Here is a 25,865-nt window from a genome sequence, read left to right on the forward strand (position 1 = left end):
GAACACAGAAGTTAAGCTTCTAAACGCCGAGAGTAGTTGAGGGATCGCCCTCTGCAAGGGTAGGACGTTGCCGCGCGAATAAAAAAGTCTTCGATGTAAATCGAAGGCTTTTTGTTAATATTGCCGTTTTAGCTCAGGAGGTAGAGCGTTTCCATGGTAAGGAAGAGGTCCCGGGTTCAAATCCCGGAAACGGCTTATATAAAAAGACCAATCGATTGATTGGTCTTTTTTGTTTGTTATTTAATTTTTCTATCAATTTTAACTTCATTAATTGGTAAGTTTGCGTTAGCAATAATTGGTGAAACAGGACCATTACTAATTAATGTAAGATGGTGCATCGCACGAGTAGCAATCGTGTAGAGTGTTCCGACATAATCATCATTTGGATAGTTATCTTTGGAGACATTCCAAGCAATGACAGAATCAAATTCTAACCCCTTAGCTAGATAGATTGGCATGATTACTACACCCTTTGGAAGTGATCTATCTGTATCTGCTAATAGGGTTGGATTAAGTTGATTATAGGTGTGTTGATGAAGTTGCTTAGCTTCTGTTAAGTTCTTGGTAACAATCGCTACGGTACCTTCATCCTCTAGTTCTTTCTTAGCGCATTCAATCAATGCATCAATACATTCATTTTCATTATGACGAATAAATATTTCTGGAGATTTACCAGGTCGATTAAACGCTTCAATTTCATCTCCATTTGGTAACAACGATTTAGCGAAGTTAGTAATTGGATAAGTTGAACGATATGAACGATTTAAAGTAATCAATCTTGATTTTTTAGTAGCAAAAGCTTCGTTTAACTTATTTAGTAATTCTTGAGGAGCCTCAACAGCCTTAAACAATGCCTGTTCACTATCACCAATCAAGTTAATCTTAGTTTGTGGGAAAGCATGCTTGATGTAAATCAATTGGGAAATTGAGTAGTCTTGCATTTCATCAACGAATAGATATTGCATTGTTTGATTTTGACCCCCACCAATCATTAAGTCACGCATGTATAGAAGTGGGGCGGCATCGTCCAATCGCACTTGATGTAATTCGATTGAATCAGCAAAACTATCGACATCATCATTCCATGCATCGACATTAACATCCTTAGGTAGGACAACTTGTTGCATGAAACGTTGGTATTGAAGATATGGATCAAAGAATGAACCATTATACAAAGCATCGTATACTTTTCTGAAATGTTCAGTCACGATTTGTTTAGCGATGAAGTATCTTTCGTCGTCTTCATCTTGGAAGCTACCTAGTTGGTGTCCTTCCATGAAATCATGATATTGTTCAGAATTAAGTTGGTCAATTGCATCATCAACCCATGGTTTATAAACTTCGACTTCAATTCGTTTCTTCAAGATTTCAATTAAACGGTTCTTAGTCTTTAAGAACTTGTCAGCCGGTTTCATTTGTTTAGGCTGAGAAGCGTAGATGTCCTTAATTACTTCGGAATCAAAGAACATCTTTCCGTCAATTAGAATGCTTTGAAAGGCGATGTCATCATTGAAAACTGTATTGATGTAATTCTCAATTGAGGTCATATATTGATGACTACGTTTGAATGATTGGATTGCCTTTTCATCATCGGTGTAGGATTGTTCAGTTTCATATTGATCAAATAAACTTTGGACATTTACACCTTCAAGACGATGATCAATGAATTCTTGAAGTGTTACCTGTCTCATATTGCGTTCACCCAAACTAGGTAAAACGTCTGAAATATAATGTGAGAACAAGCGGTTAGGGGAGAATAAAATAATTTGGTCGGCTTGAAGTGAACTTCTACTGTGATACAACAAGAATGCAATTCTTTGTAGAATAGCAGAAGTTTTTCCGGAACCGGCAACCCCTTGAACAACTAACAAATCACTATAAGTATCCCTAATGATATCGTTTTGTTCTTTTTGAATTGTTGAAACGATGTTTTGCATTACTTCATCGTGTTGTTGTCCTAACACAGATTGAAGCATTTCATCACCAACAGTCTCATTGGTATCAAACATGTTGTTGATTTCACCATGACTAATTTGGAACTGACGCTTCTTTTCTAGGTCGGTGCTTTGTTTACCGGCAGGGGTTTGATATGAAACCTTTCCCAACGTTCCGTTGTAATAGATACTAGAGATTGGAGCTCGCCAATCGTAAACTAGGAAATTTTCGTTATCGTCTACGAATGAGGCGGTGCCAATGTACAAGCTTTCGGTATCATCGTCACCATCATCTTTGATATCGATTCGACCAAAGTATGGAGAATCAGCTAATTTTTTGTATGTTTCCAGTTGATTTTTAATAATTGCTTCGCTTTGGACTACCTTATTAACAAGTCCTCTTTGTTGTTGGAGGTCGGCAGAAGTTTCAATTCTATCATCGACTTCGACGTAGTTAACAGAAGTATTATTACCGTAGTTTTGTTGAACACGCTTTGTTTCATTGTGTGCCTTTTGGTATTCAGCTTCTGTCTTATCGATTCGTTTGTGTAATTTGGCGACAACTTTATCGACACGATTTTGTTCATTTGTAAGATCGTTATTAGCCATTTTTACCTCCTAATTTATTGTTAAATCCGTTCATTTATGCTCAATAATTCTAATTAGATTTTACCGTCATGTCAATTAATATCCTTTTTGACATGTCAATTTAAATCCAGTAAAATATAGGTAATATTAAAGTAAGTAGCGATGTCATTTACAGAGAGATTATGTATTACTGAAAGTAATCACGACTAGCGAAATGGATGAATTTATGGGATTGCACCCTTATCGCAGAGTGGCAAATGATGAAACATTTGCAAGTTAGGTGGTACCGCGCTCAAGCGTCCTATTGTTTTTTTAACAATGGGGCGCTTTTTTTGGAAAGGAAGTAACAAAATGGCAGATAAAAAAGTAATTCTAACTGGTGATCGACCAACTGGTAAACTACATATCGGACACTACGTTGGATCATTAAAGAACAGAGTTGCACTACAAAACTCAGGTGAATACGACACCAATATCATGATTGCGGACATGCAAGCATTGACTGATAATGCGCGTGACCCAGAAAAAATCAGAAACTCACTATTACAAGTAGCTTTGGATTACTTAGCTGTCGGAATTGACCCAGAAAAATCAACAATCTTGGTTCAATCACAAATTCCTGCACTAAACGAATTAACAATGCACTACTTAAACTTAGTTTCAGTTAACCGTTTGAAGAGAAACCCAACTGTTAAGACTGAAATTCAACAAAAGAAGTTTGGTGAAAGTGTTCCTGCTGGATTCTTCATTTACCCAGTCAGCCAAGCTGCAGATATTACTGCATTTAAGGCCGACACTGTTCCAGTTGGTGAAGACCAAGAACCAATGCTAGAACAAACCAGAGAAATCGTTAGAAGCATTAACGGTATCTATGGTAAGGACGTATTAGTTGAACCAGAAGGATACTTCCCACCAAAGGGAATGGGTAGAATTCCTGGTCTAGATGGTAACGCTAAGATGAGTAAATCATTGAACAATGCCATCTACTTAGCAGACGATGCTGATACCATTCAAAAGAAAGTCATGTCAATGTACACAGACCCTAACCACATTCACGTTGAAGATCCTGGTCAAGTTGAAGGAAACACTGTATTTACTTACCTAGACATCTTTGCTGACGACAAGCAAAAGGTTGCTGAATTAAAGGAACAATACAGACACGGTGGTTTAGGTGATGTGAAGATTAAGCGTTACTTAAATGAAGTATTACAAGCTGAATTGGCTCCAATCAGAGAACGTCGTGAACAATTCGAAAAAGATCCACAAGCTGTTTATGACATTCTAAAGGCTGGTAGTGATAAAGCGAATAAGGTAGCCAACCAAACCCTAGATGAAGTAAGGGATGCTATTGGTATTAATTACTTTAAATAAAAAACTATTTTAGGAGTTTAGGGTGAATCGGATGGAGAACTTAGTAATTGTTGACATCGGTTCGAATTCTGCTCGAATGTCCATCTATCGGATTGAAAATGACGGTTATTGCGTTGAGCTAAAACGTAGTAAGAGTGATAGTCGTTTATCCGAAGGGATGGGGAAAGAAAAGATTCTACAACCGGTTGCAATTAATCGGACAATTAATGCTTTAAAGTCTTTCAAAAGAATTTATAGCTCAATGAATAATGCCACTGTGATTACCATTGCAACTGCTGCGGTTCGACAAGCTGAAAACCAAAAAGCTTTTATTCGCAAGGTAAGAAAGAAAGTTGGCTTAGACGTTAGAGTTTTATCAGGTCGTGAAGAAGCTTATTACGATTATTTAGGTGTCGTTAATAAGATTAAGATGAACGACTACATGGTGATGGATATTGGTGGTGCCAGTATCGAATTAGTCCGCGTTCAAGGAAAGAAACGTCGTGACTTAATCAGTTTACCAATTGGCGCCGTTAATATTTCAGAACGTTTTAAATTGAATAACTCAGTTCATGCAGCTGACTTGTTCAACGCGCAACGCTTCTTAAAGGAAAACATACATCGTGTTCCTTGGCTTAAAAAAGCCGATCACTATCAACTAGTTGTTTTGGGAGGAGCTGCCAGAAGTTTAGCGAGAATTAATCGCAGCCACCAACACTTCAAGAACTCTGATAACCTAAATGGCTATCACCTAAATCAACGCCAAGTGATGGGAACGTATGAATTACTTTTACGTAAGAACTTACACAATCGAAAAGAAATTCACGGATTAGAAAACGAGCGAGCTGATATTATACTAGGTGGTCTATTACCTCTTATTACAGTCATCGATGAAATTGATTCAAGACGAATCGTATTTTCTGAAGGTGGGGTAAGAGAAGGACTTATTGCTGAATATATAAAGAAGCACTATCGAAACTATTAGAGAGGTTTTTAATCCAATGGCGGGTTAAAAACCTTTTTAAATGCCTGAAATTTAAATAATGTTATTATAAATATCAGATATGAATACCGCATCCGGGGGGACTAATAATGGGAACTTTCAAACATTTCTATCATCGTAATTATGATGATAGAATGAAACTAATCAGTGAATTTGCTGGATTAGACACGAATCAAAAACATGAAATGACTAGCGACTATCATCAATCAAGTGATAGTTTAGTTGAAAACTATGTAACTGATTACTCCATTCCAGAAGGAGTGGCCGTTAATTTTATGATTAATGGCACTGAGAAAATTGTTCCAATGGTAACAGAAGAACCATCCGTGATTGCGGCGGCTAGTAATGGTGCCCGCTTATTTGCTAAGGGTACAGGGATTACTGCCGAAGTATTGGGTCGTAATCTAATGGGCCAAATCGTTGTTAAAACACATGATATTAACCTATTAATTGGAATCGTCAATACACATCAAGAACATATTATTGATATCGCTAACCAATCACATCCATCGATTCTAGAATACGGTGGTGGTGCTAAGAAGGTTCGCGTTAGAAAACTAGACGATGATTATGCATCAGTCGACTTGTTTGTTAACGTCGGAGAAGCGATGGGCGCAAACATCATCAATTCAATGCTAGAAGCTACTTCTGAGTTTATTGAAGAACACGTTAGTGGGGATGTTTTGATGAGTATCCTATCTAACTATGGTGAAGATAACCTGGTGAAGGTATCCGGATTCATTCCTGTTAGCCAACTGGGTAACCCTGATACTAACGGTAGTGATGTAGCGCAAAGAATTGTTGAAGCATCACACATCGCTCAAATCGATCCATATCGTGCTGCTACCCATAATAAGGGCATCATGAATGGAATCGATGCTGTGGTAATGGCAATGGGCAATGACTGGCGTGCTGTCGAAGCTGGCATTCATTCATATGCAAGTAAAGATGGCCAATACAAGGGCCTATCCAACTGGTCAGTTGAAGGTGACAAGTTAGTTGGTGAGATGACAATTCCATTGTCATTAGGTTTTATCGGTGGTGCCGTCAAGGTATTGCCAAAGGTTAAAATCAATCAACAATTATCTCAAGTAACCTCAAAGGAAGAGCTAAGCCAAATAGTTGCATCAGTTGGGTTAGCCCAAAACCTAGCGGCACTAAAGGCATTAGTTACCGATGGAATTCAAAAGGGGCACATGAGCTTACAATTGAATTCATTAGTAATGAGCGCCGGAGCTAAGGGTGAAGAAATCAAACAAGTGGTTTCAGAAATGAGAGCCAATCATTTAAACGACTTAAAGTCTGCACAAAAAATCTTAAACCAAATTAGAAATAATAATGAAGGTGAATTTTAATGGAAATCGAATTAAATCAAGATACACAAAGTTTAATTAACGTTGTAAATAAATTTTTCCCAGGTAAAATCGAAGTACAATTTATCGGACAACTTCAATCTGGATACGTTAGACATGATCAAGCACAAGTGGTGCAAGATGGTAAGAACCTATTTGTTCAAATCTCAGATATGTCAGCTCCTAACTACACTGCTTCACATGAACTAATTCACTTGTTGATGACACTACGTGGTTTCCCACAAGTATTCTTCTCACTATCAACTGGTCAAGATGAATTAGACGAACAACTAGAAGTAATGGGAACTGAATTATTTGATATCGTTGCCCACTTTGTTGTTGTTTCAGAACAAAGAAAACACGGACTAATCAACGAAGACATCGAAAAGATGTACCTAAAGGGAATCCAAAACACCATTGAACCTGAGCCAGAAGAATTAGACAACGCAATGGAATTACGTTTATTAACACTAATCGATGCTCACGTATTCTACGGTGACAAATTCGATTCATTTGCTCGTCCAACTCTTGAAAAAGATTACCCAGTTGCCTTAAAGGCTGCTGATGAAATCTACAAGATTATCACTGAAAAACCAACTGATTCACCATTTGGTTTCAGAAGAAACGTTGTTAAGTTATTCAAGGCCTTTGATGAACAACTAAAGAAGTGGGGACTACCTGCATTGCATAACTCAGAATTTGCAACTATCTCCAGTGTTGTTTCAGAAAGACAACTAAACTTAAACGTAAAACAACAATTTGAAATCTTCCATTCAGAACTACATGATAAGGAAACTGGTCGTCGTGCATACGTTGGTTTCAACAAGTCAGATGATCAAAACTCATTCGTGATTCCTGCTCCAACCGGTATGGATGACAGTCCAGAATACTTCAAAAAGTTATACGCTATGACTGTTCAAGAATTATTTAAAGAACTAAAAATGCCATATATCATTAGAAAATAAGGCAGGAGGCAATCTGATGGATAAGGAAATTCAATCATTATTTGATAATGCAAAAAATATCGTATATTTGACAGGAGCCGGGGTATCGACAGCTTCCAACATTCCAGACTATCGTTCTAAGAATGGATTATATGCAACTGATACAACTGGAAAACCAGCTGAATATTATTTAAGTCATGCATGTTTAGTTAATGAACCAGATGTGTTTTACACATTTGTGAAAGAAAATATGTACTATCCAGATGCCAAGCCCAATGTAATTCACGAAAAGCAAGCTGAACTTACTAGGGAAGGTAGAGCTAGTGTAATTACGCAAAATGTTGATGGGTTATACGGAGCTGCCGACACTAAGAACTTAATTGAATTTCACGGCAATCTATATGATGTATATTGCCAAAAGTGCCATCAAAGAGTTGATTGGCATGAATATATGCAAAACGATAAACACGCCGATTGTGGTGGTACTCTTCGTCCCGGAATTGTTTTATACGATGAAGGACTTAACCAAGCCAAAGTGGTTAACAGTGTTCAACTAATGGAAAAGGCTGACTTGGTAGTAATCGTTGGAACTTCCATGCGTGTCTATCCATTTGCTGGACTATTGGACTACCGAAATCCGGGTGCTAAAGTAATTGCGGTAAACCAAGAAAAGTTAAACTTAGGAATCGATTTTACAATGATTCAAGAGGATGCAACAAAATTCTTTAGCGAATTGAAATAAGAAGGAAGATGATGGTTTCATGATAACTTTAGGAGTAACGACTTGGAGTGAACATCCAGCATTGATTAATGGTGAGGACCGTGCCGTTAAGTTAAACGAATACGCAGCTCATTTTCCAGTTGTGGAAGTTGATAATCCGTTTTACGGCATTCCACAGGAAAAAACAGTGCGTCAATGGATGCGCCAAGTTCCAGAATCGTTCCAATTTATCTTAAAAGCCAATCAATTAATGACTAAGCATGATATGCGTTCGCAGATGGCTGCCGATGATGATCAAAGAAGACAGGCATTTAGTGATTACGTTAAAATGCTGAAACCATTAATTCAGACTAATCAATTAAAGACGGTCTTATTTCAATTCCCACCATATTTCCAACGCAATAACGACAACATTCGCTATCTAATGACCATCCGTGAAATGATGGGAAGAAAGGTGCCAATTGCAGTTGAGTTTAGAAACCCAACATGGACGGAAAAGTCGATGCAAAGCTCAATTCAAAATTATTTAAAACGCCTAGGGATGACTTTTGTGATTGCTGACGAGCCACATAATTTAAACGATGGCATTGAGTTATTACCAATGGTCACTACTTCTAAGATGGCGATGTTAAGACTGCATGGAAGAAACGCCCAGGGATGGTTTAACCAAGACAAAAACTGGCGTAGTCAAAGAACGTTGTACAAGTATAGTGAGGACGAACTAAAGCAATTTGCTGACATCGTCACTAAGTTAAATAAAGAAGTCGATGAGGTGTGTGTCATCTTTAACAATAACTCAGGTAGGGATGCTGCACCGAACGCACTACAATTAAAAGAGATGTTGCACGTGTCATTTAACGATTTGGCACCGATGCAATTAGATTTGTTCTAAGAGCAATATTATTGACAATTCAAGTATGATATACTAATAGTTAATATTAATTACTGGTTGAAAGGATGATTTACATGGCTGATAACAATACTTTTTATGTTACAACGCCTATCTACTACCCATCAGGACGTTTACATATCGGGAACTCATACACAACTATTGCTTGTGATGCGTTAGCTCGTTACAAACGTGCTGAAGGTTTTGACGTGTTCTTCCTAACAGGAACAGATGAACACGGACTAAAAATCGAAGAAAAGGCAGAATCATTAAACACTACTCCACAAGCATACGTGGATAAGATGGCTGCACAAATTAAAGACTTATGGAAGAAATTGGACATCTCAAACGACAAGTTCATCAGAACCACTGATGCACAACACAGAGAAGTTGTTCAAAAGATTTTCCAACAATTATTAGATCAAGGTGACATTTACCTAGGTGAATACTCTGGTTGGTACTCAGTATCTGACGAAGAATACTTCACCGAATCACAATTAGCCGAAGTATACAAAGACGATAACGGTAACGTTATTGGTGGAAAGGCTCCATCAGGACACGAAGTTGAACTAGTGAACGAAAAGTCATACTTCTTCAAGATGAGCAAGTACGCTGATTGGTTACTACAATACTACAAAGATCATCCTGATTTTATTCAACCAGAATCAAGAATGAACGAAATGATTAATAACTTCATCAAACCAGGTCTAGAAGACTTAGCTGTTTCTAGAACATCATTTAGTTGGGGAATTCCTGTTAAATCAAATCCAGAACACGTTGTTTACGTATGGATTGATGCGCTATCAAACTATATTAGTGCACTAGGATACGACACTGATGATGATTCACTATTCCAAAAATTCTGGCCTGCTGATGTCCACATGGTAGGTAAGGAAATCGTTAGATTCCATACCATCTACTGGCCAATTATCCTACATGCTTTAGGTTTACCATTACCAAAACATGTTATCGGACATGGTTGGTTAACCATGAAAGACGGTAAGATGTCTAAGTCAAAGGGTAACGTTATTTACCCAGAAGTCTTAGCTGAAAGATACGGCTTGGATGCTGTAAGATACTACTTACTAAAGGCCGTTCCATTTGGTAACGATGGTGTGTTCACACCAGAAGACTTCGTTGATCGTATTAACTACGACCTAGCCAATGATTTAGGTAACTTATTAAACCGTACCGTTTCAATGATTAACAAGTACGAAGACGGTGTAATTCCAGAATTTAAGTCTAACTTCTTAGAACCTGATAAGGAACTAGAAGCATTAAGCAAGGATGTCATTGCTGAATACAAGACTAAGATGGATGACTCACGTTTCTCAGATGCTTTAGCCGCAGTTTGGCAATTAGTTTCACAAACTAACAAGTACATCGACCAAACCACACCATGGATTTTAGCTAAGAATGAAAACGATGGTGATGCTGAAAAGCTTGCTGATGTAATGGCTCATTTAGCTGCCAGCTTACGTGTAATCGGTCTATTAATTAGCCCAATTATGACTAACGCACCAAAGGAAATCTTCACTCAATTAGGTTTAGACAATCAAGCAATTGATTTAACTAACATCGCGATTGAAGACTTACCAACAGGTGGTAAAGTTGTTGCTAAGGGAACTCCAATCTTCCCACGTCTAGACAGGGAAGAAGAAGTTGACTTTATCAAGAACCAAATGACTAAGTCAGACAAGAAAAAGGGTCGTGCAGCCAAAGAAGAAGCTAAGAAACAAGCTCAAGTTGCCCAAGAAGGCGCTGAAAGTGCTGCTGATAAGAAAGAAATCAAGTTCGACACCTTTGAAAAAGTAGAACTAAAAGTTGCCGAAGTTAAGAACGTTGAACGTGTTGAAGGGGCAGACAAGCTATTGAAGTTCACCCTAGATGCAGGTAAGGAAGAAACTACTCAAATCCTTTCAGGAATTGCTAAGTGGTATCCTGACTTCGACAAACTAATCGGTAAGAAAGTAATCATAGTTTCCAATTTGAAACCTAGAATGATGCGTGGCCAATTGAGCCAAGGAATGTTACTATCTGTTGAACATGACGATGGCAACATTGAATTAGTTACAATTGGTAGCCAATTTGAAAATGGTGCCACTTTGGAATAATGGTGAGATAACAAACTAAAAAATAGCCATTAATTCAAAACGAATTGATGGCTATTTTTACGATAGGAGCAAATATAATGCAAATTTTTGATTCACATACGCATTTAAATGATGATGCTTTTAGAGGACAAGTGCCAGAATACATTGAACATGCCAAAAAACTGGGTGTTACCAAGATGGCAATTGTTGGATCAAACCGTCAAATGAACGAAAAAGCGATTGAATTAGCTCATCAATATGATAATCTTTATGCAATCGTTGGGTTCCATCCTGAAGATGCGTTGAACTATAACGATGAAGAAGAGGCTATTTTATACAAGCAACTACAAGATGATAAGGTGGTTGCACTAGGTGAAATCGGTCTTGATTACAATCAAAGCACCGCACCCAAGAAGGCTCAATTCAACGTATTCAAACGCCAAATCGATATCGCCCAAGAACTTGGGATGCCAATTTCAGTGCATAACCGTGATGCCTTTGAAGATACCTACGCCATTTTAAAAGAAAAAGGTGTTAACAACGGTATTATTCATAGTTTTAATGGTGATGCGCAATGGTTAAACAAGATTATGGACCTAGGGATGTACGTTTCATACTCTGGTGTTGCTAGTTTCAAAAAGACTAAGGAAATCCATGATTCCGTTTCTAAAACACCAATCGATAGAATGCTTGTGGAAACAGATGCACCTTATTTAGCACCTGAACCATTACGTGGTCACCAAAATGAACCAGGGTATACTCTATATACTGTCGAAGCAGTCGCTCGTTTTAGAGATACAACTCCAGATAAGATTGCTGATGCAACTTATCAAAACGCACTACGAATTTTTGGATTGGATGAATAATGGAAAAAATCAAAGAAGTAATCGTGGTAGAAGGCCGCGATGATACCAAAAGAATTAAAATGGCGGTAGACTGTGACACCATCGAAACAAGGGGATCAGCAATTGATGAAAAGACGTTGGCGTTGATTAAGAAACTAGACAAGCAACGTGGTGTAATCGTATTTACTGACCCGGATTTTTCTGGTGAACGCATTAGAAAAATTATCACGCAGGCAGTACCAAATGCTAAACACGCGTTTGTTGACCGTAAAAAGTCGGTACCAACCAAGAGTGATGGTTCACTAGGTGTTGAACATGCCAGCGTCGAAACCATCAGAGAAGCACTAAAAAATGTCTATACAGCAGACACTAATCATGAAAGTGAAATTTCAGTTTCTGATTTAAATGCTGCAAGGGTCATTAATGATTCAGAGGCGAAAATCAGACGCACTCAATTATGTAATGAACTAAAGATTGGATATGTTAATGGGAAACAACTATTGAAACGACTATCCATGTTTGGAATTACTAAAGAACAATTTAACGAAGCACTAAGTCATATTAAGGAGTAAACAATGCCAAATAATCCAGAAATCGCTAGCCCAGCTAGAACACAAGCAATTTTAAATCGTTTCCATTTATCAGCTAAGAAGAGTTTAGGACAAAACTTCTTAACTGACCTAAATGTATTAACTAAGATTGTCGATGCTGCGCATTTAACAGATACAGATAATGTAATCGAAATTGGACCAGGTATCGGTGGATTAACCGAATTCCTAGCTCGTAGTTCAAAACGTGTTTTAGCGTTTGAAATTGACCAAAATTTATTGCCTGTATTGGATGAAACATTAAGTCCTTATGATAATGTCGAAGTAATTAATCAAGACATCTTACAAGCAAATTTGCCCGCTATTATCGAAGAAAAGTTCAATAACGAACGTCCAATTAAGGTTGTTGCTAACTTACCTTACTACATCACAACTCCAATCATTTTGGATCTATTGAAGGGCAATGCTGAATTCGACAACATTACCGTTATGATGCAAAAAGAAGTTGCTCAAAGACTAGAAGCCAAACCAGGTAGCAAGGATTACGGTTCACTATCAGTGATTATCCAATACCTAAATGATGTTAAGTTAGCATTTGAAGTATCTAGAAAATCATTTATCCCTGCACCAAATGTCGATTCAGCAATCGTGACTTTGGAAAGAAAAGAAACCATTGAAAACGAAGTGTTTGACGAAAAGGCATTTGCTAGTTTCGTAAGGGGATGCTTTGCCCACCGTCGAAAGACTCTATGGAACAACCTACAAGGATTGTTTGGTAAGGACGCTGAAACTAAAGAAAAGGTTCAAACTGTCCTAGATGAATTCGACATTCAACCAAGCATTCGTCCTGAAAAACTGACTGTTGATCAATACGTCGATTTAACAAATAAATTTCATTCTATAAAATTGGTATAATATTATTTGATTATTAAAAAACACTGTGATATAATTTTGATTTTTAATATTTTCCGTGGTATAATAAACATACTAGAGAGGTGAATATTATGCCAACCAGTTTGACTGACATTAAGAGCCACTTGGACACTCGCCTAGGCGAAAAAGTTGTTGTAACTGTTCAAGTAGGAAGAAACAAAACATTAGAACGCCATGGGATGTTAGCTGAAACATTCCCAGCAGTGTTTGTTGTTGAGTTAGAAGAAGATGAAAATCTTAAGAGAGTATCTTACAGCTACACTGATATTCTAACCAAGAACATTGAAATGGATTTTACCGACGAAGTAAGTGAAGAAGCTTAAAACTAAGAGCTAATAATGTTTATTAGCTCTTTTTATTTTGCACTTTTGACAAAATCCGAAAGTTTCACTGACTTTTCATTTTAACTTTAGTATAATGTTATTAAATAATTTAGTTAAATTGGGGGTGTGATACTTGAGAACCGTAGAGAAAGCATGCGCCAAACTTAACCTAGGCTTGGATACGCCGTATCGTCACAAGGACGGCAAAATTGAGTGGAATATGATAATGACCTCGATTGAATTATCTGATTACGTCGAGATTGTTACCGAAAAGGGAAACGGAATTTCCGTTCACTGTAATCGTGTGTTTTTACCACAAGATCATCGCAACTTAGCATATCAAGCAGCATTTCTACTTAAAAAGAAATTTGGAATTCAACAAAAAGTGGATATCCATATCAGAAAGAATATTCCTGTTGCTGCCGGAATGGGTGGAGGATCATCTGATGCTGCGGCTGTTATTCGAGGCCTGAATCGTCTCTGGGACCTACATATGACCGATCAAGAGATGGCAACATTCGGATTACAACTTGATTCTGATGTTCCTTATTGTGTATACAGTCAGACTGCGATGGTAACCGGTAAGGGTGATAATATTGAGTTAATGCCAAAATTGCCAAAGATGTATTTCGTAATTGTGAAACCAAAAGTTAGCGTTTCGACACCAGAAATCTTAAACAAGATTGATTACGACAAGTTAGAACATGTAAATGTTAACGAACTGGCGGCCGCGGTTGAAACACAAGATTATGACCAAATTGTTTCCCACATGGGAAATGTATTGGAGCCATTGTCTGCAAAGCATCACAGTGAGATTAAAAAGATTAAAGAAAAATTCGAAAAATACGGTGCTGATAGTGCTCAAATGAGTGGAACTGGTCCAACTGTCTTTGGAATTTGTAAGACAGAAAGCCAAGCAAAACACATTTTTAACAGCATTCGTGGATTCTGTTCCGAAGTATATATTGTAAGACCTGTATAAAAATATCCGTTTAGGTGAAAGCTTAAACGGATATTTTTTTATTATTTCGTTTAAAAAGTATCTTAAATCCGAACATTATGATAAAATTTAGATGTAGTTTTTACTTAATGAGGTGAAAGAATGAAAGCAAAGCGTAGTGCGCGTCTAGTAGATATGACTCGCTACTTAATGGAGAATCCTAATACGGTAGTACCATTGACTTTTTTTGCAAATCGTTATGATTCTGCTAAGTCATCTATTAGTGAAGACCTAACCATTTTACGAAAAACATTTATGGAAACAGGGACTGGTGTATTAGAAACCATTCCAGGTGCCGCTGGTGGAAGTATGTTTATGCCCGGCATTCAAAAACATGAAGCAAGTCTATTCATTGACGAAGTTCAATCAGCATTAGCTGACAATTCAAGAGTTCTACCTGGTGGATATGTATATATGAACGACCTACTTAACCGTCCATCAATTTTGAGACAAATTGGTCGAATTATTGCAACATTATACAGTGACAAGAAAATTGACGCTGTATTAACAGTTGCCACTAAGGGTATTCCGGTTGCACAAAGCGTTGCAACCTTATTAAACGTTCCATTCGTAATCGCTAGACATGATTCTAGAATTACCGATGGTTCTACTATCAGTGTGAACTATATTTCTGGTTCTCAAAAGAGAATTGAAAAGATGGTTCTTTCAAAACGTAGTTTACCTGCTAATTCCAACGTTTTAATCGTAGATGATTTTCTACGTGGTGGTGGATCAGCTGATGGACTATGCAGTTTAATCAAAGAATTTGATAGTGAAGTCGCTGGAATTGCATTCGTTGCTGAACGTGATTATGAAGGTCAACGTAAGATTAGCGAAGATGATTACACTTCATTATTCAAGATTGATACTAATGACGGTGATATTAAAGTTGATTTAGGTAATTTTACCTACGATAACTTTAGTGAGGTCACCAAGGAGGAAGAATAATGACGACTAGAAATACAATTATTTTAGCTGCCGGTAAAGGTACGCGAATGAAGTCAAAACTATACAAAGTTTTGCATCGAGTTTGTGGTCGTACAATGGTTGATTGTGTATTAACACAAGTTGAAAAAATTCATATGGACAATATTGTTACTGTTGTTGGTTTTGGTGCCGAAGACGTTAAAACTCAACTAGGTGACAGAAGCCAATATGCATTACAAGAAAAACAACTAGGAACAGGGGATGCAGTTAAAAAGACTGCTGACATTCTAGAAAACGTTGATGGATCAACAATGGTTGTTAGTGGAGATACTCCATTATTCACTGCTGAAACCTTTGATCACTTATTTACTCAACACGAAGAAAGCGGTGCTGTTGCAACCGTATTAACTTCTAAGGCACCTAACCCATTTGGTTATGGTCGTGTTGTAAGAGACGATAAGGGTAACGTTAACAAGATTGTTGAACAAAAAGATGCCTCAGTTGCCGAACAACACATCGATGAAATTAACACAGGTGTATATGTTTTCGATAACCATGAATTATTCGAAGCGCTTAAGAAAGTTAAAAACGATAACGCTCAAGGTGAATACTACCTACCAGACGTTATTGGTATTTTCAAAGAAGAAGGTAAGAACGTTGGGGCTTACCAAATGAAAGACTTTGATGAATCAATGGGTGTAAATGATAGAATTGCACTTTCAAAGGCTAACCAAGTAATGCAACAACGCATTAACGAATATCACATGTCAAACGGTGTTACTATGCCAAATCCTAATGACACATACATTGATTTTGGCGTTGAAATTGGCCAAGACACAATCGTAGAACCTGGTGTTCACATTAGTGGTAATACCAAGATTGGTAGCGACTGTAAGATTGGTGCTAACTCAGAAATTAGAGATTGTATCATTCATGACAATGTTACTGTGACATCATCACTACTTGAAGAATCAGAAATGATGGAAGGCTCAAACATTGGACCTTACTCACATCTTCGTCCAGAAGCTAAGATTGGTGAAAACGTTCATCTTGGAAACTTCGTTGAAGTTAAGAAGGCCCAAATTGATGAAGGTACTAAGGTAGGTCACTTAACTTACGTTGGTAACGCTCATCTAGGCAAGAACATTAACGTTGGTTGTGGTGTTATCTTCGCTAACTACGATGGTAAGAACAAACACAATACCGAAGTTGGTGACAACTCATTTATTGGTAGTAACGCTAACTTGATTGCACCATTACACATTGATGACCACACATTTATTGCTGCTGGTTCAACAATTACTGATGACGTAAAACAATACGATATGGCGATTGCAAGACAACGTCAAACCAATAAACCAGGATATTTCAAAAAGCTTCCATATGCTGATTAAGAGATAATCCAATGACATTTTATTTATTATTTGTATAATTTTTGAATGAAAAATTATCAATTATAGTGTAAAATTAACTGTGAATTAAGAATATAGTTACGAATTATAGAATTTATTGTTAGGTGGAGGACTTATGGCTGAAAGATATTCTGATCCTAAATTGAAGATTTTCGCTTTAAACTCTAACATTCCTTTGGCAGAAAAGATTGCTGATCGTGTTGGTGTTGATTTAGGTGAAACATCTGTTGATAGATTTAGCGATGGCGAAATTAGAATTAACATTGAAGAAAGTATCCGTGGGGATAACTGTTATATCATTCAATCTACATCAGCTCCCGTTAATGATAATTTAATGGAATTAATGATTATGATTGATGCTCTTAGACGTGCAAGTGCTAAGACAATTAATGTGGTAATCCCATATTATGGTTACGCTAGACAAGACCGTAAGGCTCGTTCTAGAGAACCAATTACTGCAAAGCTAGTTGCTAACATGCTAGAAACTGCTGGAATTGACCGTGTAGTTGCATTGGACCTACATGCTGCTCAAATTCAAGGTTTCTTCGATGTTCCAGTTGATCACATGATGGGTGCACCATTATTAGCTGATCACTTTATTAACCACGGCTGGGACTCAAACGCAGTCGTAGTTTCACCTGACCATGGTGGTGTAGTTCGTGCCCGTGCATTGGCCGAATTCCTAAAGGCACCAATTGCCATTATCGACAAGCGTCGTCCTAAGGCAAACGTTGCTGAAATCATGAACATCATTGGTGATGTTAAAGGCAAGTCATGTTTGATGGTTGATGACATGATTGATACTGCTGGTACAATTACTTTAGGTGCTCAAGCATTGATGGATGCAGGTGCTAAAGAAGTATATGCATGTTGTACACACCCTGTATTATCAGGTCCTGCAATTGATCGTATCCAACAATCACCAATCAAGAAGCTAGTTGTTACTGATACAATTCGCTTACCAAAAGAAAAGCAAATTGATAAGATTGAACAAATCTCAGTTGCTCCATTAATTGGGGACGCAATTAAGCGTATTAACGAAGATCGTGCCGTTAGTCCATTATTCAGCAACCGTTTCAGAAGTAACGCAGAATAATGAATAAACCAAAAAGATTAGGGCTGTTAATAGCGTTAGCCGGAATCGTCATTGCTTTAATAGCAATGGTGTTTAAAGTTAGTGCTATTACGATTAGTAACTATCTATTCTTGATAGGGTTACTAATCACAGTCATTGGCTTAATTGGAGTATTATCCAAAGGACATCTTTTTACGGGATGGCGTATTTTTCACCGTAAAGGTGATGATGAACGTTTTGAAAACGAAAAGATTCCTGCCAATAAAATTGGTGGCATGAAGAATGCAAAAATTGTGGTACGTCCATTTGCACAGTTAATGTTAATAATTGGAATTATCTGGATTGCGTTTGCAATCATTATCACACTATAAAAAAGAACTCACTTCATTGAAGTGAGTTCTTTTGTTTATGATTAATTATTTTAAAGCAAAGTTTCTAATGGCGTATGCAACACCGTTTTCTTTGTTAGTTTTAGTAATCTTATTGGCAATCTTCTTTAATTCATCTGAAGCGTTACCCATTGCAACACCGGTACCTGCGTAGGTAACCATGCTGATGTCGTTTCCTTGATCACCGATAGCCATTACGTTATCAGCAGTTAATCCTAAACGAGTAGCAAGTTTACTTAATGAAGTACCTTTTGAAGCTTTTTGGTTAACGAATTCTAGAAATACTGGTTCGCTTCTAACCATTGTTAAGTGGTCTAAGAAACTTTCCGGAATATTTGGAATAGCTTTATCAATGATATCGGGATCAGCAATTAGCATTGCCTTAACGATTTCAGTTTCATCAGTGATTTCTTGTGGTTCACGAACGCGGATTGGCATTCTTACAAGGTAACTTTCAGCAACACTGTATGGACTTAGGTCGCGGTTAGTAGTGTAGATGTAGTCAGTAGTTTCGATTTGGAAGTTAGTGTTTAACTTGTGACTTAATTTTTCTAGTCCAACGAAGTCGTTGTAATCTAGATCGAATTTTTCAATGATGTTAGCATCAGCATCTTGCACTTGGGCACCATTGAATGTGATTGCGTATTCATCATTACCTGAAATGTTTAATTTCTTTAGGTATGGTTTAACACCAGTCAAAGGACGACCAGTACATAGAACAACCTTGATGCCGTTGTTTCTTGCTTCAGTAACTGCATCGATTGTTTCTTGAGCTAAAATGTTTTCTTCGTTTAAAAGGGTACCATCGATATCAATGGCGATTAATTTGATTTCACTCATGGAGAAATCCTCCTTACTTAATTAATTCATCGTTTTTAATGTGTTTTTGAAACTCTTGATAGACTGGTTCGAATAAGTCGATGTCACTATCTTTAGATAACATTTCCTTAGGGAAGAAGAAGCGTTCGTCACCTAAGTGTTTACCAGTAACGGCACTAACTAGTTGAGAAATCTTGGATAGTTCAATCATTGTGCCATCGTTTCTTCTAAGTTCAATTTGCGTAGCATGATGTTTTTTGTTTGGATCATAAGCATCATATGGCAAGTCAAAACTGTTATTAACGGCGGTGTAGTAAGTAGTTTCAAACCCAGCTTCTTGAATCCATTTTTGCATGGTTGGAATCAATGATTCAGTTTCATTATTGTATTCTACAGATTTAAGTGGCTTTCTGTTAATAAAACGATCAGCTAAATCAGATAGAATCTTGTCGTCTGAATCAATCCAGTTAATGAAGTAGGTGTTTAAGACACCATCATCTAGTTTCAAATAGTCATCGATAGTAAAGTCATTCTTGAAGAATGGCATTAACAGATGAGGAGTTAGACGGTCATTTTTATCCAATTGACTGGCTAGTTCCTTGGCTCTTTGAAGAAGGTGACTTAGGATAACTTCCATTGAGCGTGATACTGGATGGAAGTACACTTGCATGTACATTTGTAAACGAGAGATGATGTAATCTTCAACGGCATGCATCCCGTTAATTTCAAAACAGATACCACCTTCGTAAGGTCTCATCACACGCAAAATTCTGGTTAGGTCAAAGTTACCGTAGTTGGCACCAGTGTTGTATGCATCCCTCAATAGGTAATCCATTCTATCAGCATCGCATTGACTGGAAATCATTTGAACCACTTGTTGGTTTGGATAAGTGTGGTCGATTACACTAGCAACTTCCTTAGGGAAGTTAGGACTAATCTTACTTAGCACTTGGTTAACTTCAGTTTTTTCAGAAGTGATGATTTCTTGAGTAATTGCTTCGTGGTTGGTACCAAAGATGTGTTCAAAGGTATGTGAGTATGCACCGTGTCCGATGTCATGGAGCAATGCGGCACAAAGTGCGACTAATCTTTGGGAATCGTCCCACAAACCATCACCGGCAACTTTGCTAGGGTAGTTTCTAAGAAAACCGTCACAGATGCGACGAGTAATTTCGTACACTCCTAAACTGTGAGTAAATCTTGAATGTTCTGCACCATGGAATGTGTATGAAGCAGGACCTAATTGTTTAATTCGTCTTAATCGTTGAAATTCTTTAGTATTAATCAAATCTAAAATGACTTGGTGTTGTACGTAAATGTAGTTAAGAACCGGATCTCGAAAAACCTTTTCTCGAGGTAGTAGTTTTTCTTGGTATTCCAAATTCTTACCTCCTTACTATCTATATATAAGTTATTTATGCTTATTATAACAAAGTTTTAAATGAAATAATTAATTTTCCGACCAATAATTAATGCATTTATGTAGATGTCCGTATATAATATTAGTTTGTGATATATGAAATGAGGGAAGGTGAGTCAGTGTGATGGATAAAAATGAAAATGCTCAAAAGGTTGTTGTGAACTTAAAGACAACTATTTTCCAAGATGCAGAGCGCGAAGACTTTATATTTGAAGAAGTGGGTAGCCTGGTTCAAATGAACAACGGACTATACCTTCGCTTCACCGAACATCAAGATAATCAAGCGGTAGCAAACGTTACTTTGAAAATTACCGATGAACATGTTCAATTAACACGCCAAGCCAATGGTGGACATCACTCTAGAATGATTTTTGATGAAAACAAAGATCACGACACAATTTACCAAACTGAGTATGGACCAATAAAAATTTTGGTCAAAACAAAAGAGTTAAACTACAATTATAATGAAGATATAATGAATGGTAAGCTCGGGATTGACTATGAATTACATTCTGGCGGAATGATTGTAGGAGAATACAATCTTACATTGCAATTTTCTGCTTAAAAAGGTATGATATTAATAGTATTTTGAAAGGACGTGCACCGATTTGAAATTACAAGCCTTAGAAGGTAAAGACAAAAAAGAATTATCAATGGTCGAAGTTGCTCACGCAATTCTTTCTGAACGTGGGGAAGTAATGGCCTTTGCTGATATCGCCAACGAAATCCAAAAATATTTGGGTGATTCTGATGAAGAAATTCGTAAACGATTGGTACAGTTCTACACAGATATGAACGTTGATGGTAGTTTTATTTCTTTAGGTGATAATCTTTGGGGACTAAGAACTTGGTATCCATATGATTCAATCGATGAAGCTACAGTTCATCCTGAAGACGAAGATATCGATCGTCCTAGAAAGAAAAAGCGTCGTAAGGTTAACGCATTCTTAGCTGATGCTTCTGACGATGATGACGTTATCGATTACGATGATGATGATCCAGAAGACCAAGACGACGAATTTGAAGATGCCGATGAAGGTGTCGACGAAACCGACAAGTATCACAAAGATTTAGATGAAATTGACGAAGAGAACGATGTCGAAGACGATAACATCCCTGATGGTATCGAAGGCGAATTGTCAGAATTACATGATGATGACGATGACATCGACGATGATTCTAAAGATTAATTTTTCCTAGAAATAATAATTATATTTCTTGACTATAAACCTAGAACAATGTAATATTATTTTTGGGCTCCTTACAAAAGAGTTTGTAAGGACAATTGATCGATTATAGTAATCAATGACTCCCTATTCTCAATGAATAGGGAGTTTTTAATTTTTACCCTAATAGATTTTATGAGGAGTTTTTTCACATGACTAAATATGTTTTTGTTACTGGTGGGGTTGTTTCTTCACTAGGAAAAGGAATTGTTTCTGCATCACTAGGACGTTTATTAAAAAACCGTGGAATCAACATTACTATTCAAAAGTTTGATCCATACGTTAACGTCGACCCAGGTACTATGAGCCCATACCAACACGGTGAAGTGTTTGTTACTAATGATGGTACTGAAACTGACCTTGATTTAGGTCACTATGAACGTTTCATTGATAATGACTTAAATAAATACTCAAATGTAACTACTGGTAAAATTTATTCAGAAGTATTGAGAAAAGAACGCCGCGGTGACTACTTGGGTGCAACTGTTCAAGTTATTCCTCATATCACTGGTATGATTAAAGAAAAAATCATGCGTGCAGCTAAGGTATCAAACGCTGATATCGTAATTACTGAAATTGGTGGTACTGTTGGTGATATCGAATCACTACCATTCCTAGAAGCTATTCGTCAAATGAAGAGCGAAGTAGGGGATGAAAATGTATTCTACATCCACACCACTTTAATTCCTTACTTACGTGCTGCTGGCGAAATGAAGACCAAGCCAACACAACACTCAGTTAAAGAACTACGTGGTTTAGGTATCCAACCAAACCTATTAGTTGTTAGAACTGAACAAGATGTTACTGATGCAATGAAGAGAAAGATTGCTTTATTCTGTGACGTTAAGCCAGAAGCTGTTGTTGAATCAAAAGATGCTCCAACACTTTACACTGTTCCATTGATGCTAGAAGCTCAAGGTATGGATCAACAAGTTGTTGACCACTTTGGTATCGATGCTCCTAAGGCTGACATGACAGAATGGAAAGCACTAGAACAAAAAGTTCAAAACTTAAAGAATGTTGTTAACATTACTTTAGTTGGTAAATACGTAAAACTAAAGGATGCTTACATCTCAATTACTGAATCATTACGCCATGCTGGTTACCCAGTTGATGCAAAGATTAACCTAAAGATGTTAAATTCAGAACTAGTTACTGAAGATAACGTTGAAGAATTACTTGGTGATGCTGATGGTATCATCGTTCCTGGTGGATTCGGTGACCGTGGTATCGAAGGTATGATTACTGCAGTTAAGTACGCTCGTGAAAACGACGTTCCTTACCTAGGTGTATGTTTAGGTATGCAAATTGCAAGTATCGAATTTGCTCGTGATGTTTTAGGTTACAAAGATGCTAACACTACTGAAATTGACCCAGAAACTCCACACAAGATTATTGACTTAATGGCTGATCAAGCTGATATTGATGGTATGGGTGGAACTCAACGTCTAGGTGCTTACCCATGTAAGTTAAAACCTGGTACTGTAACTGCTGCAGCTTACGGTAACAAGGCTGAAATTTCAGAACGTCACAGACACCGTTACGAATACAACAACGAATACAGAGAAGAAATGGAAGCTCACGGTCTTGTTATTGCCGGTACTTCTCCTGATGATCACTTGGTAGAAGTTGTTGAAATTCCTACTAACAAGTTCTTCGTTGCTGCTCAATACCACCCAGAATTCCTATCACGTCCAACTAGACCTGAAGGATTATTCAAGGCATTCGTTGCAGCTGCTCATGAACAACATGAAGAAAACAACAAATAATATGTTTTAAAAAAAAGGCCAGGATATTTCCGGCCTTTTTTATTGTTTTTATTAAATGTATGTTTAATTTGTATGAAACTATTGTATTTTTAATATTTATTATTTAATATTGTTATTGTTCACTATTATTAGTGAAACTGTAAGCGAGGAATTTAAACAATGAATAAAATGATAATAAAGGGTGGCCATCGTCTATCTGGTAACGTGACCATTGGTGGAGCTAAAAATAGTACAGTTGCATTAATCCCAGCTGCTATTCTAGCCGACACACCGGTGCAATTCGATATGGTGCCAAACATCTTGGATGTTCATAATCTAATGGTGATTTTGGAATCAATGAATGTCTCATCAGATTTTGCCGATGGAATATTAAACGTCGACCCAACAACAATAAATGAAAGTGCTTTACCAAGTAAGGCAATTAAAAGTTTAAGAGCATCATACTACTTCATGGGTGCATTATTAGGACGCTTTGGTCGTGCTAAGATTACTTTCCCTGGTGGAGATAACATCGGTCCTAGACCAATCGATCAACACATTAAGGCTTTTGAAGCAATGGGTGCAAAGGTTGAAAATGATGGTGACGAAATCATCATTACAACTGATGAAGATGGTTTACATGGCGCACAAATCTTCTTAGATGTTGTGTCTGTGGGGGCAACCATCAACGCCATTTTAGCTGCTGTAAAAGCAAAGGGTTTAACTGTCATCAGAAATGCTGCCAAGGAACCTGAAATTATTGATGTTGTTACATTCTTAAATAACATGGGTGCAAAGGTTAGAGGTGCTGGTACAGATGTTATTAGAATCGAAGGGGTAGACTCACTTCGTGCCAAGAATACTCACATCATTATTCCTGATCGAATTGAAGCTGGAACATACTTATCCATGGCTGCGGCATATGGTGACGGTGTGAAGATTCAAAACGTGATTCCTGAACATTTAGAATCATTTATCGCAAAGCTTCAAGAAATGGGCATCAATTTGGAAATCAATGAAGATAGCATTTATGTTCCAAAGACTGAAGAACTAAAGAATATCGAAATTAAGACAATGCCATATCCAGGTTTTGCCACTGATTTACAACAACCAATCACACCACTACTACTAATGGCTGCTGGTGATAGTACTATCATTGATACTATTTATCCAAAGAGAACTAAGCATATCTCTGAACTAAAGAAGATGGGTGCCAAGATTAGATATGACGAAGGTAACGGTACAATTATCGTTAGTCATACTGATGGACTTGTTGGTTCAAAAATTGAAGCAGGAGAAATCCGTGCCGGAGCATCAGAAATGATTGCTGGTTTAATGGCTCAAGGAACTACTGTGATTGACAATGCTGATAACATTTTACGTGGTTATGATAACATTATTGATAAGCTAACTAATCTAAACGCTGTCGTTGAATTAGTTAATGATGAAAGTTAATTTTCGTGTTGAATTAACTTCTATTTAGTGTTACTATAATCAAGTCGACTAAACGATAATCTCTGAATCAACATATGATGCAGGGCAAAGGAGCGATTTATAATGAAACAAGGAATTCATCCAGAATACCGCCAAGTGGTATTCCAAGATACAAGTACTGGTTTTAAATTCATGGCTGGTTCAACTATGAACTCAGCTGAAACTATCACTATGGATGATGGTAATGAATACCCATTAGTACGTCTTGAAATTTCTTCAGATTCTCATCCATTCTACACTGGCCGTGAAAAGTTCACTCAAGCCGATGGTGCTGTGGATCGTTTCAACAAGAAATACGGTTTCAAGTAAAGATAAAAAAAGACATATCCGTTTCGGATATGTCTTTTTTTTACATATTTAATACGTAGTCAATCCATTTTGGCATTGCTTCTTTAATTTGATCAAAGGTTAAATCAAAATTACCGGTATACCAAGGATCTGCGATTTCTTTACCTTGCATTCCATCAATAACATCTAAGCAAAGATGAATCTTGTGAGCTTGGTCTTTAGGTGCCCAGTGAAGAAGGTTGTTAATGTTTTCGAAGTCCATTCCAATGATTAAATCGTATTTTTGGAAGTCCGATGATTCGATTTGTCTAGAGTGTTGACCAGCATAACTGATTTGTTTTTGATCTAACAACTTACGAACTTCTGGGTGTGGCGGATTGCCAATTTCTTCGGTACTTGTTGCAGCAGAGTCTACTGCGATTTGATTTTCTAGTCCACGTTCTTTAATGATTTTACTAAAAATAGCCTGAGCCATTGCAGAACGACAAACGTTTCCATGGCACACAAATAAGACTTTTTTCAAAGTAGTCACGTCCCCATTAAT

The 25,865-nt window shown here is 37.3% G+C and carries 25 protein-coding genes and 1 tRNA gene; 22 read left to right on the forward strand and 4 right to left on the reverse strand.

The window, feature by feature from the left end:
* Positions 1–122 precede the first annotated feature (122 nt).
* Positions 123–195, forward strand: a tRNA-Thr gene (locus JUD45_RS05575).
* Positions 196–236: 41 nt separating this feature from the next.
* Here the strand turns inward: JUD45_RS05575 and helD are convergent.
* The gene (gene helD, locus JUD45_RS05580) at positions 237–2,543 is read right to left on the reverse strand and encodes an RNA polymerase recycling motor HelD (protein WP_203619827.1); all 2,307 of its coding nucleotides are present in this window, start codon (positions 2,541–2,543) and stop codon (positions 237–239) included.
* 330 nt (positions 2,544–2,873) lie between these two features.
* Here helD and trpS point away from each other — a divergent pair, with 330 nt between their 5' ends.
* From trpS to JUD45_RS05660, 16 genes are all read left to right on the forward strand, one after another.
* A complete protein-coding gene (gene trpS / locus JUD45_RS05585; RefSeq protein WP_054605383.1) occupies positions 2,874–3,893 on the forward strand; it encodes a tryptophan--tRNA ligase in 1,020 nt (339 codons plus the stop codon).
* Positions 3,894–3,924: 31 nt separating this feature from the next.
* Positions 3,925–4,857, forward strand: coding sequence for a Ppx/GppA family phosphatase (locus JUD45_RS05590; protein ID WP_034532451.1), 933 nt, complete (start codon positions 3,925–3,927; stop codon positions 4,855–4,857).
* Between the two features lie 107 nt (positions 4,858–4,964).
* A complete protein-coding gene (locus JUD45_RS05595; protein ID WP_203619828.1) occupies positions 4,965–6,230 on the forward strand; it encodes a hydroxymethylglutaryl-CoA reductase, degradative in 1,266 nt (421 codons plus the stop codon).
* On the forward strand, positions 6,230–7,192 hold the full coding sequence (locus JUD45_RS05600; protein ID WP_041152447.1) for a hypothetical protein: 963 nt from the start codon (positions 6,230–6,232) through the stop codon (positions 7,190–7,192). Before JUD45_RS05595 ends, JUD45_RS05600 begins: the two co-directional genes overlap by 1 nt.
* 16 nt (positions 7,193–7,208) lie before the next feature.
* The gene (locus JUD45_RS05605) at positions 7,209–7,913 is read left to right on the forward strand and encodes an NAD-dependent protein deacylase (RefSeq protein ID WP_190238349.1); all 705 of its coding nucleotides are present in this window, start codon (positions 7,209–7,211) and stop codon (positions 7,911–7,913) included.
* A gap of 19 nt (positions 7,914–7,932) precedes the next feature.
* The gene (locus tag JUD45_RS05610) at positions 7,933–8,784 is read left to right on the forward strand and encodes a DUF72 domain-containing protein (RefSeq protein WP_138726645.1); all 852 of its coding nucleotides are present in this window, start codon (positions 7,933–7,935) and stop codon (positions 8,782–8,784) included.
* 74 nt (positions 8,785–8,858) lie between these two features.
* Positions 8,859–10,895 (forward strand): methionine--tRNA ligase, encoded by a 2,037-nt coding sequence (gene metG / locus JUD45_RS05615; protein WP_203619829.1) that lies wholly within the window; start codon positions 8,859–8,861, stop codon positions 10,893–10,895.
* A gap of 77 nt (positions 10,896–10,972) precedes the next feature.
* Positions 10,973–11,740: a TatD family hydrolase gene (locus tag JUD45_RS05620; RefSeq protein WP_203619830.1), complete on the forward strand. Its 768-nt coding sequence runs from the start codon at positions 10,973–10,975 to the stop codon at positions 11,738–11,740.
* Positions 11,740–12,291, forward strand: coding sequence for a ribonuclease M5 (gene rnmV, locus JUD45_RS05625; RefSeq protein WP_203619831.1), 552 nt, complete (start codon positions 11,740–11,742; stop codon positions 12,289–12,291). The genes JUD45_RS05620 and rnmV overlap by 1 nt, the downstream gene beginning before the upstream one ends.
* A gap of 3 nt (positions 12,292–12,294) precedes the next feature.
* Complete coding sequence (gene rsmA / locus JUD45_RS05630) at positions 12,295–13,182, forward strand: 16S rRNA (adenine(1518)-N(6)/adenine(1519)-N(6))-dimethyltransferase RsmA (protein ID WP_187155897.1); 888 nt, start codon at positions 12,295–12,297, stop codon at positions 13,180–13,182.
* Between the two features lie 89 nt (positions 13,183–13,271).
* Entirely contained in the window at positions 13,272–13,523 is a 252-nt protein-coding gene (locus tag JUD45_RS05635; RefSeq protein ID WP_034532463.1) for a Veg family protein, read from the forward strand.
* A 133-nt stretch (positions 13,524–13,656) separates the two neighbouring features.
* Positions 13,657–14,505, forward strand: coding sequence for a 4-(cytidine 5'-diphospho)-2-C-methyl-D-erythritol kinase (gene ispE / locus JUD45_RS05640; protein WP_138726642.1), 849 nt, complete (start codon positions 13,657–13,659; stop codon positions 14,503–14,505).
* A gap of 120 nt (positions 14,506–14,625) precedes the next feature.
* Complete coding sequence (purR, locus tag JUD45_RS05645; protein WP_138726641.1) at positions 14,626–15,471, forward strand: pur operon repressor; 846 nt, start codon at positions 14,626–14,628, stop codon at positions 15,469–15,471.
* On the forward strand, positions 15,471–16,844 hold the full coding sequence (gene glmU, locus JUD45_RS05650; RefSeq protein WP_187155896.1) for a bifunctional UDP-N-acetylglucosamine diphosphorylase/glucosamine-1-phosphate N-acetyltransferase GlmU: 1,374 nt from the start codon (positions 15,471–15,473) through the stop codon (positions 16,842–16,844). The genes purR and glmU overlap by 1 nt, the downstream gene beginning before the upstream one ends.
* Before the next feature lie 133 nt (positions 16,845–16,977).
* Positions 16,978–17,958 (forward strand): ribose-phosphate diphosphokinase, encoded by a 981-nt coding sequence (locus JUD45_RS05655; RefSeq protein WP_034532467.1) that lies wholly within the window; start codon positions 16,978–16,980, stop codon positions 17,956–17,958.
* Complete coding sequence (locus tag JUD45_RS05660; protein ID WP_138726639.1) at positions 17,958–18,308, forward strand: DUF3899 domain-containing protein; 351 nt, start codon at positions 17,958–17,960, stop codon at positions 18,306–18,308. Before JUD45_RS05655 ends, JUD45_RS05660 begins: the two co-directional genes overlap by 1 nt.
* Before the next feature lie 45 nt (positions 18,309–18,353).
* Here the strand turns inward: JUD45_RS05660 and yidA are convergent, their stop codons facing one another.
* Together yidA and JUD45_RS05670 are read right to left on the reverse strand one after the other, a co-directional pair.
* Entirely contained in the window at positions 18,354–19,166 is an 813-nt protein-coding gene (gene yidA / locus JUD45_RS05665) for a sugar-phosphatase (protein ID WP_203619832.1), read from the reverse strand.
* A 13-nt stretch (positions 19,167–19,179) separates the two neighbouring features.
* Positions 19,180–20,526 carry an HD domain-containing protein gene (locus JUD45_RS05670; protein WP_187155893.1) on the reverse strand — a complete coding sequence of 449 codons (1,347 nt, stop codon included), beginning with the start codon at positions 20,524–20,526 and terminating at the stop codon, positions 19,180–19,182.
* Between the two features lie 163 nt (positions 20,527–20,689).
* Here JUD45_RS05670 and JUD45_RS05675 point away from each other — a divergent pair, with 163 nt between their 5' ends.
* From JUD45_RS05675 to JUD45_RS05695, 5 genes are all read left to right on the forward strand, one after another.
* On the forward strand, positions 20,690–21,130 hold the full coding sequence (locus tag JUD45_RS05675) for a YwiB family protein (RefSeq protein WP_187155892.1): 441 nt from the start codon (positions 20,690–20,692) through the stop codon (positions 21,128–21,130).
* A 43-nt stretch (positions 21,131–21,173) separates the two neighbouring features.
* Positions 21,174–21,755 (forward strand): DNA-directed RNA polymerase subunit delta, encoded by a 582-nt coding sequence (gene rpoE, locus JUD45_RS05680; RefSeq protein ID WP_203619833.1) that lies wholly within the window; start codon positions 21,174–21,176, stop codon positions 21,753–21,755.
* Positions 21,756–21,943: 188 nt separating this feature from the next.
* Complete coding sequence (gene pyrG, locus JUD45_RS05685; RefSeq protein WP_053791506.1) at positions 21,944–23,560, forward strand: CTP synthase; 1,617 nt, start codon at positions 21,944–21,946, stop codon at positions 23,558–23,560.
* 159 nt (positions 23,561–23,719) lie between these two features.
* Positions 23,720–24,994 carry a UDP-N-acetylglucosamine 1-carboxyvinyltransferase gene (murA, locus tag JUD45_RS05690; RefSeq protein WP_187155891.1) on the forward strand — a complete coding sequence of 425 codons (1,275 nt, stop codon included), beginning with the start codon at positions 23,720–23,722 and terminating at the stop codon, positions 24,992–24,994.
* A 102-nt stretch (positions 24,995–25,096) separates the two neighbouring features.
* The gene (locus JUD45_RS05695) at positions 25,097–25,342 is read left to right on the forward strand and encodes a type B 50S ribosomal protein L31 (protein ID WP_053791508.1); all 246 of its coding nucleotides are present in this window, start codon (positions 25,097–25,099) and stop codon (positions 25,340–25,342) included.
* Positions 25,343–25,382: 40 nt separating this feature from the next.
* On the opposite strand, the gene JUD45_RS05700 is transcribed toward JUD45_RS05695, so the two are convergent.
* On the reverse strand, positions 25,383–25,844 hold the full coding sequence (locus tag JUD45_RS05700) for a low molecular weight protein-tyrosine-phosphatase (RefSeq protein WP_203619834.1): 462 nt from the start codon (positions 25,842–25,844) through the stop codon (positions 25,383–25,385).
* Between the last annotated feature and the right edge of the window lie 21 nt (positions 25,845–25,865).

It is taken from the genome of Apilactobacillus nanyangensis (assembly GCF_016861915.1).
Lineage (GTDB): Bacteria > Bacillota > Bacilli > Lactobacillales > Lactobacillaceae > Apilactobacillus > Apilactobacillus nanyangensis.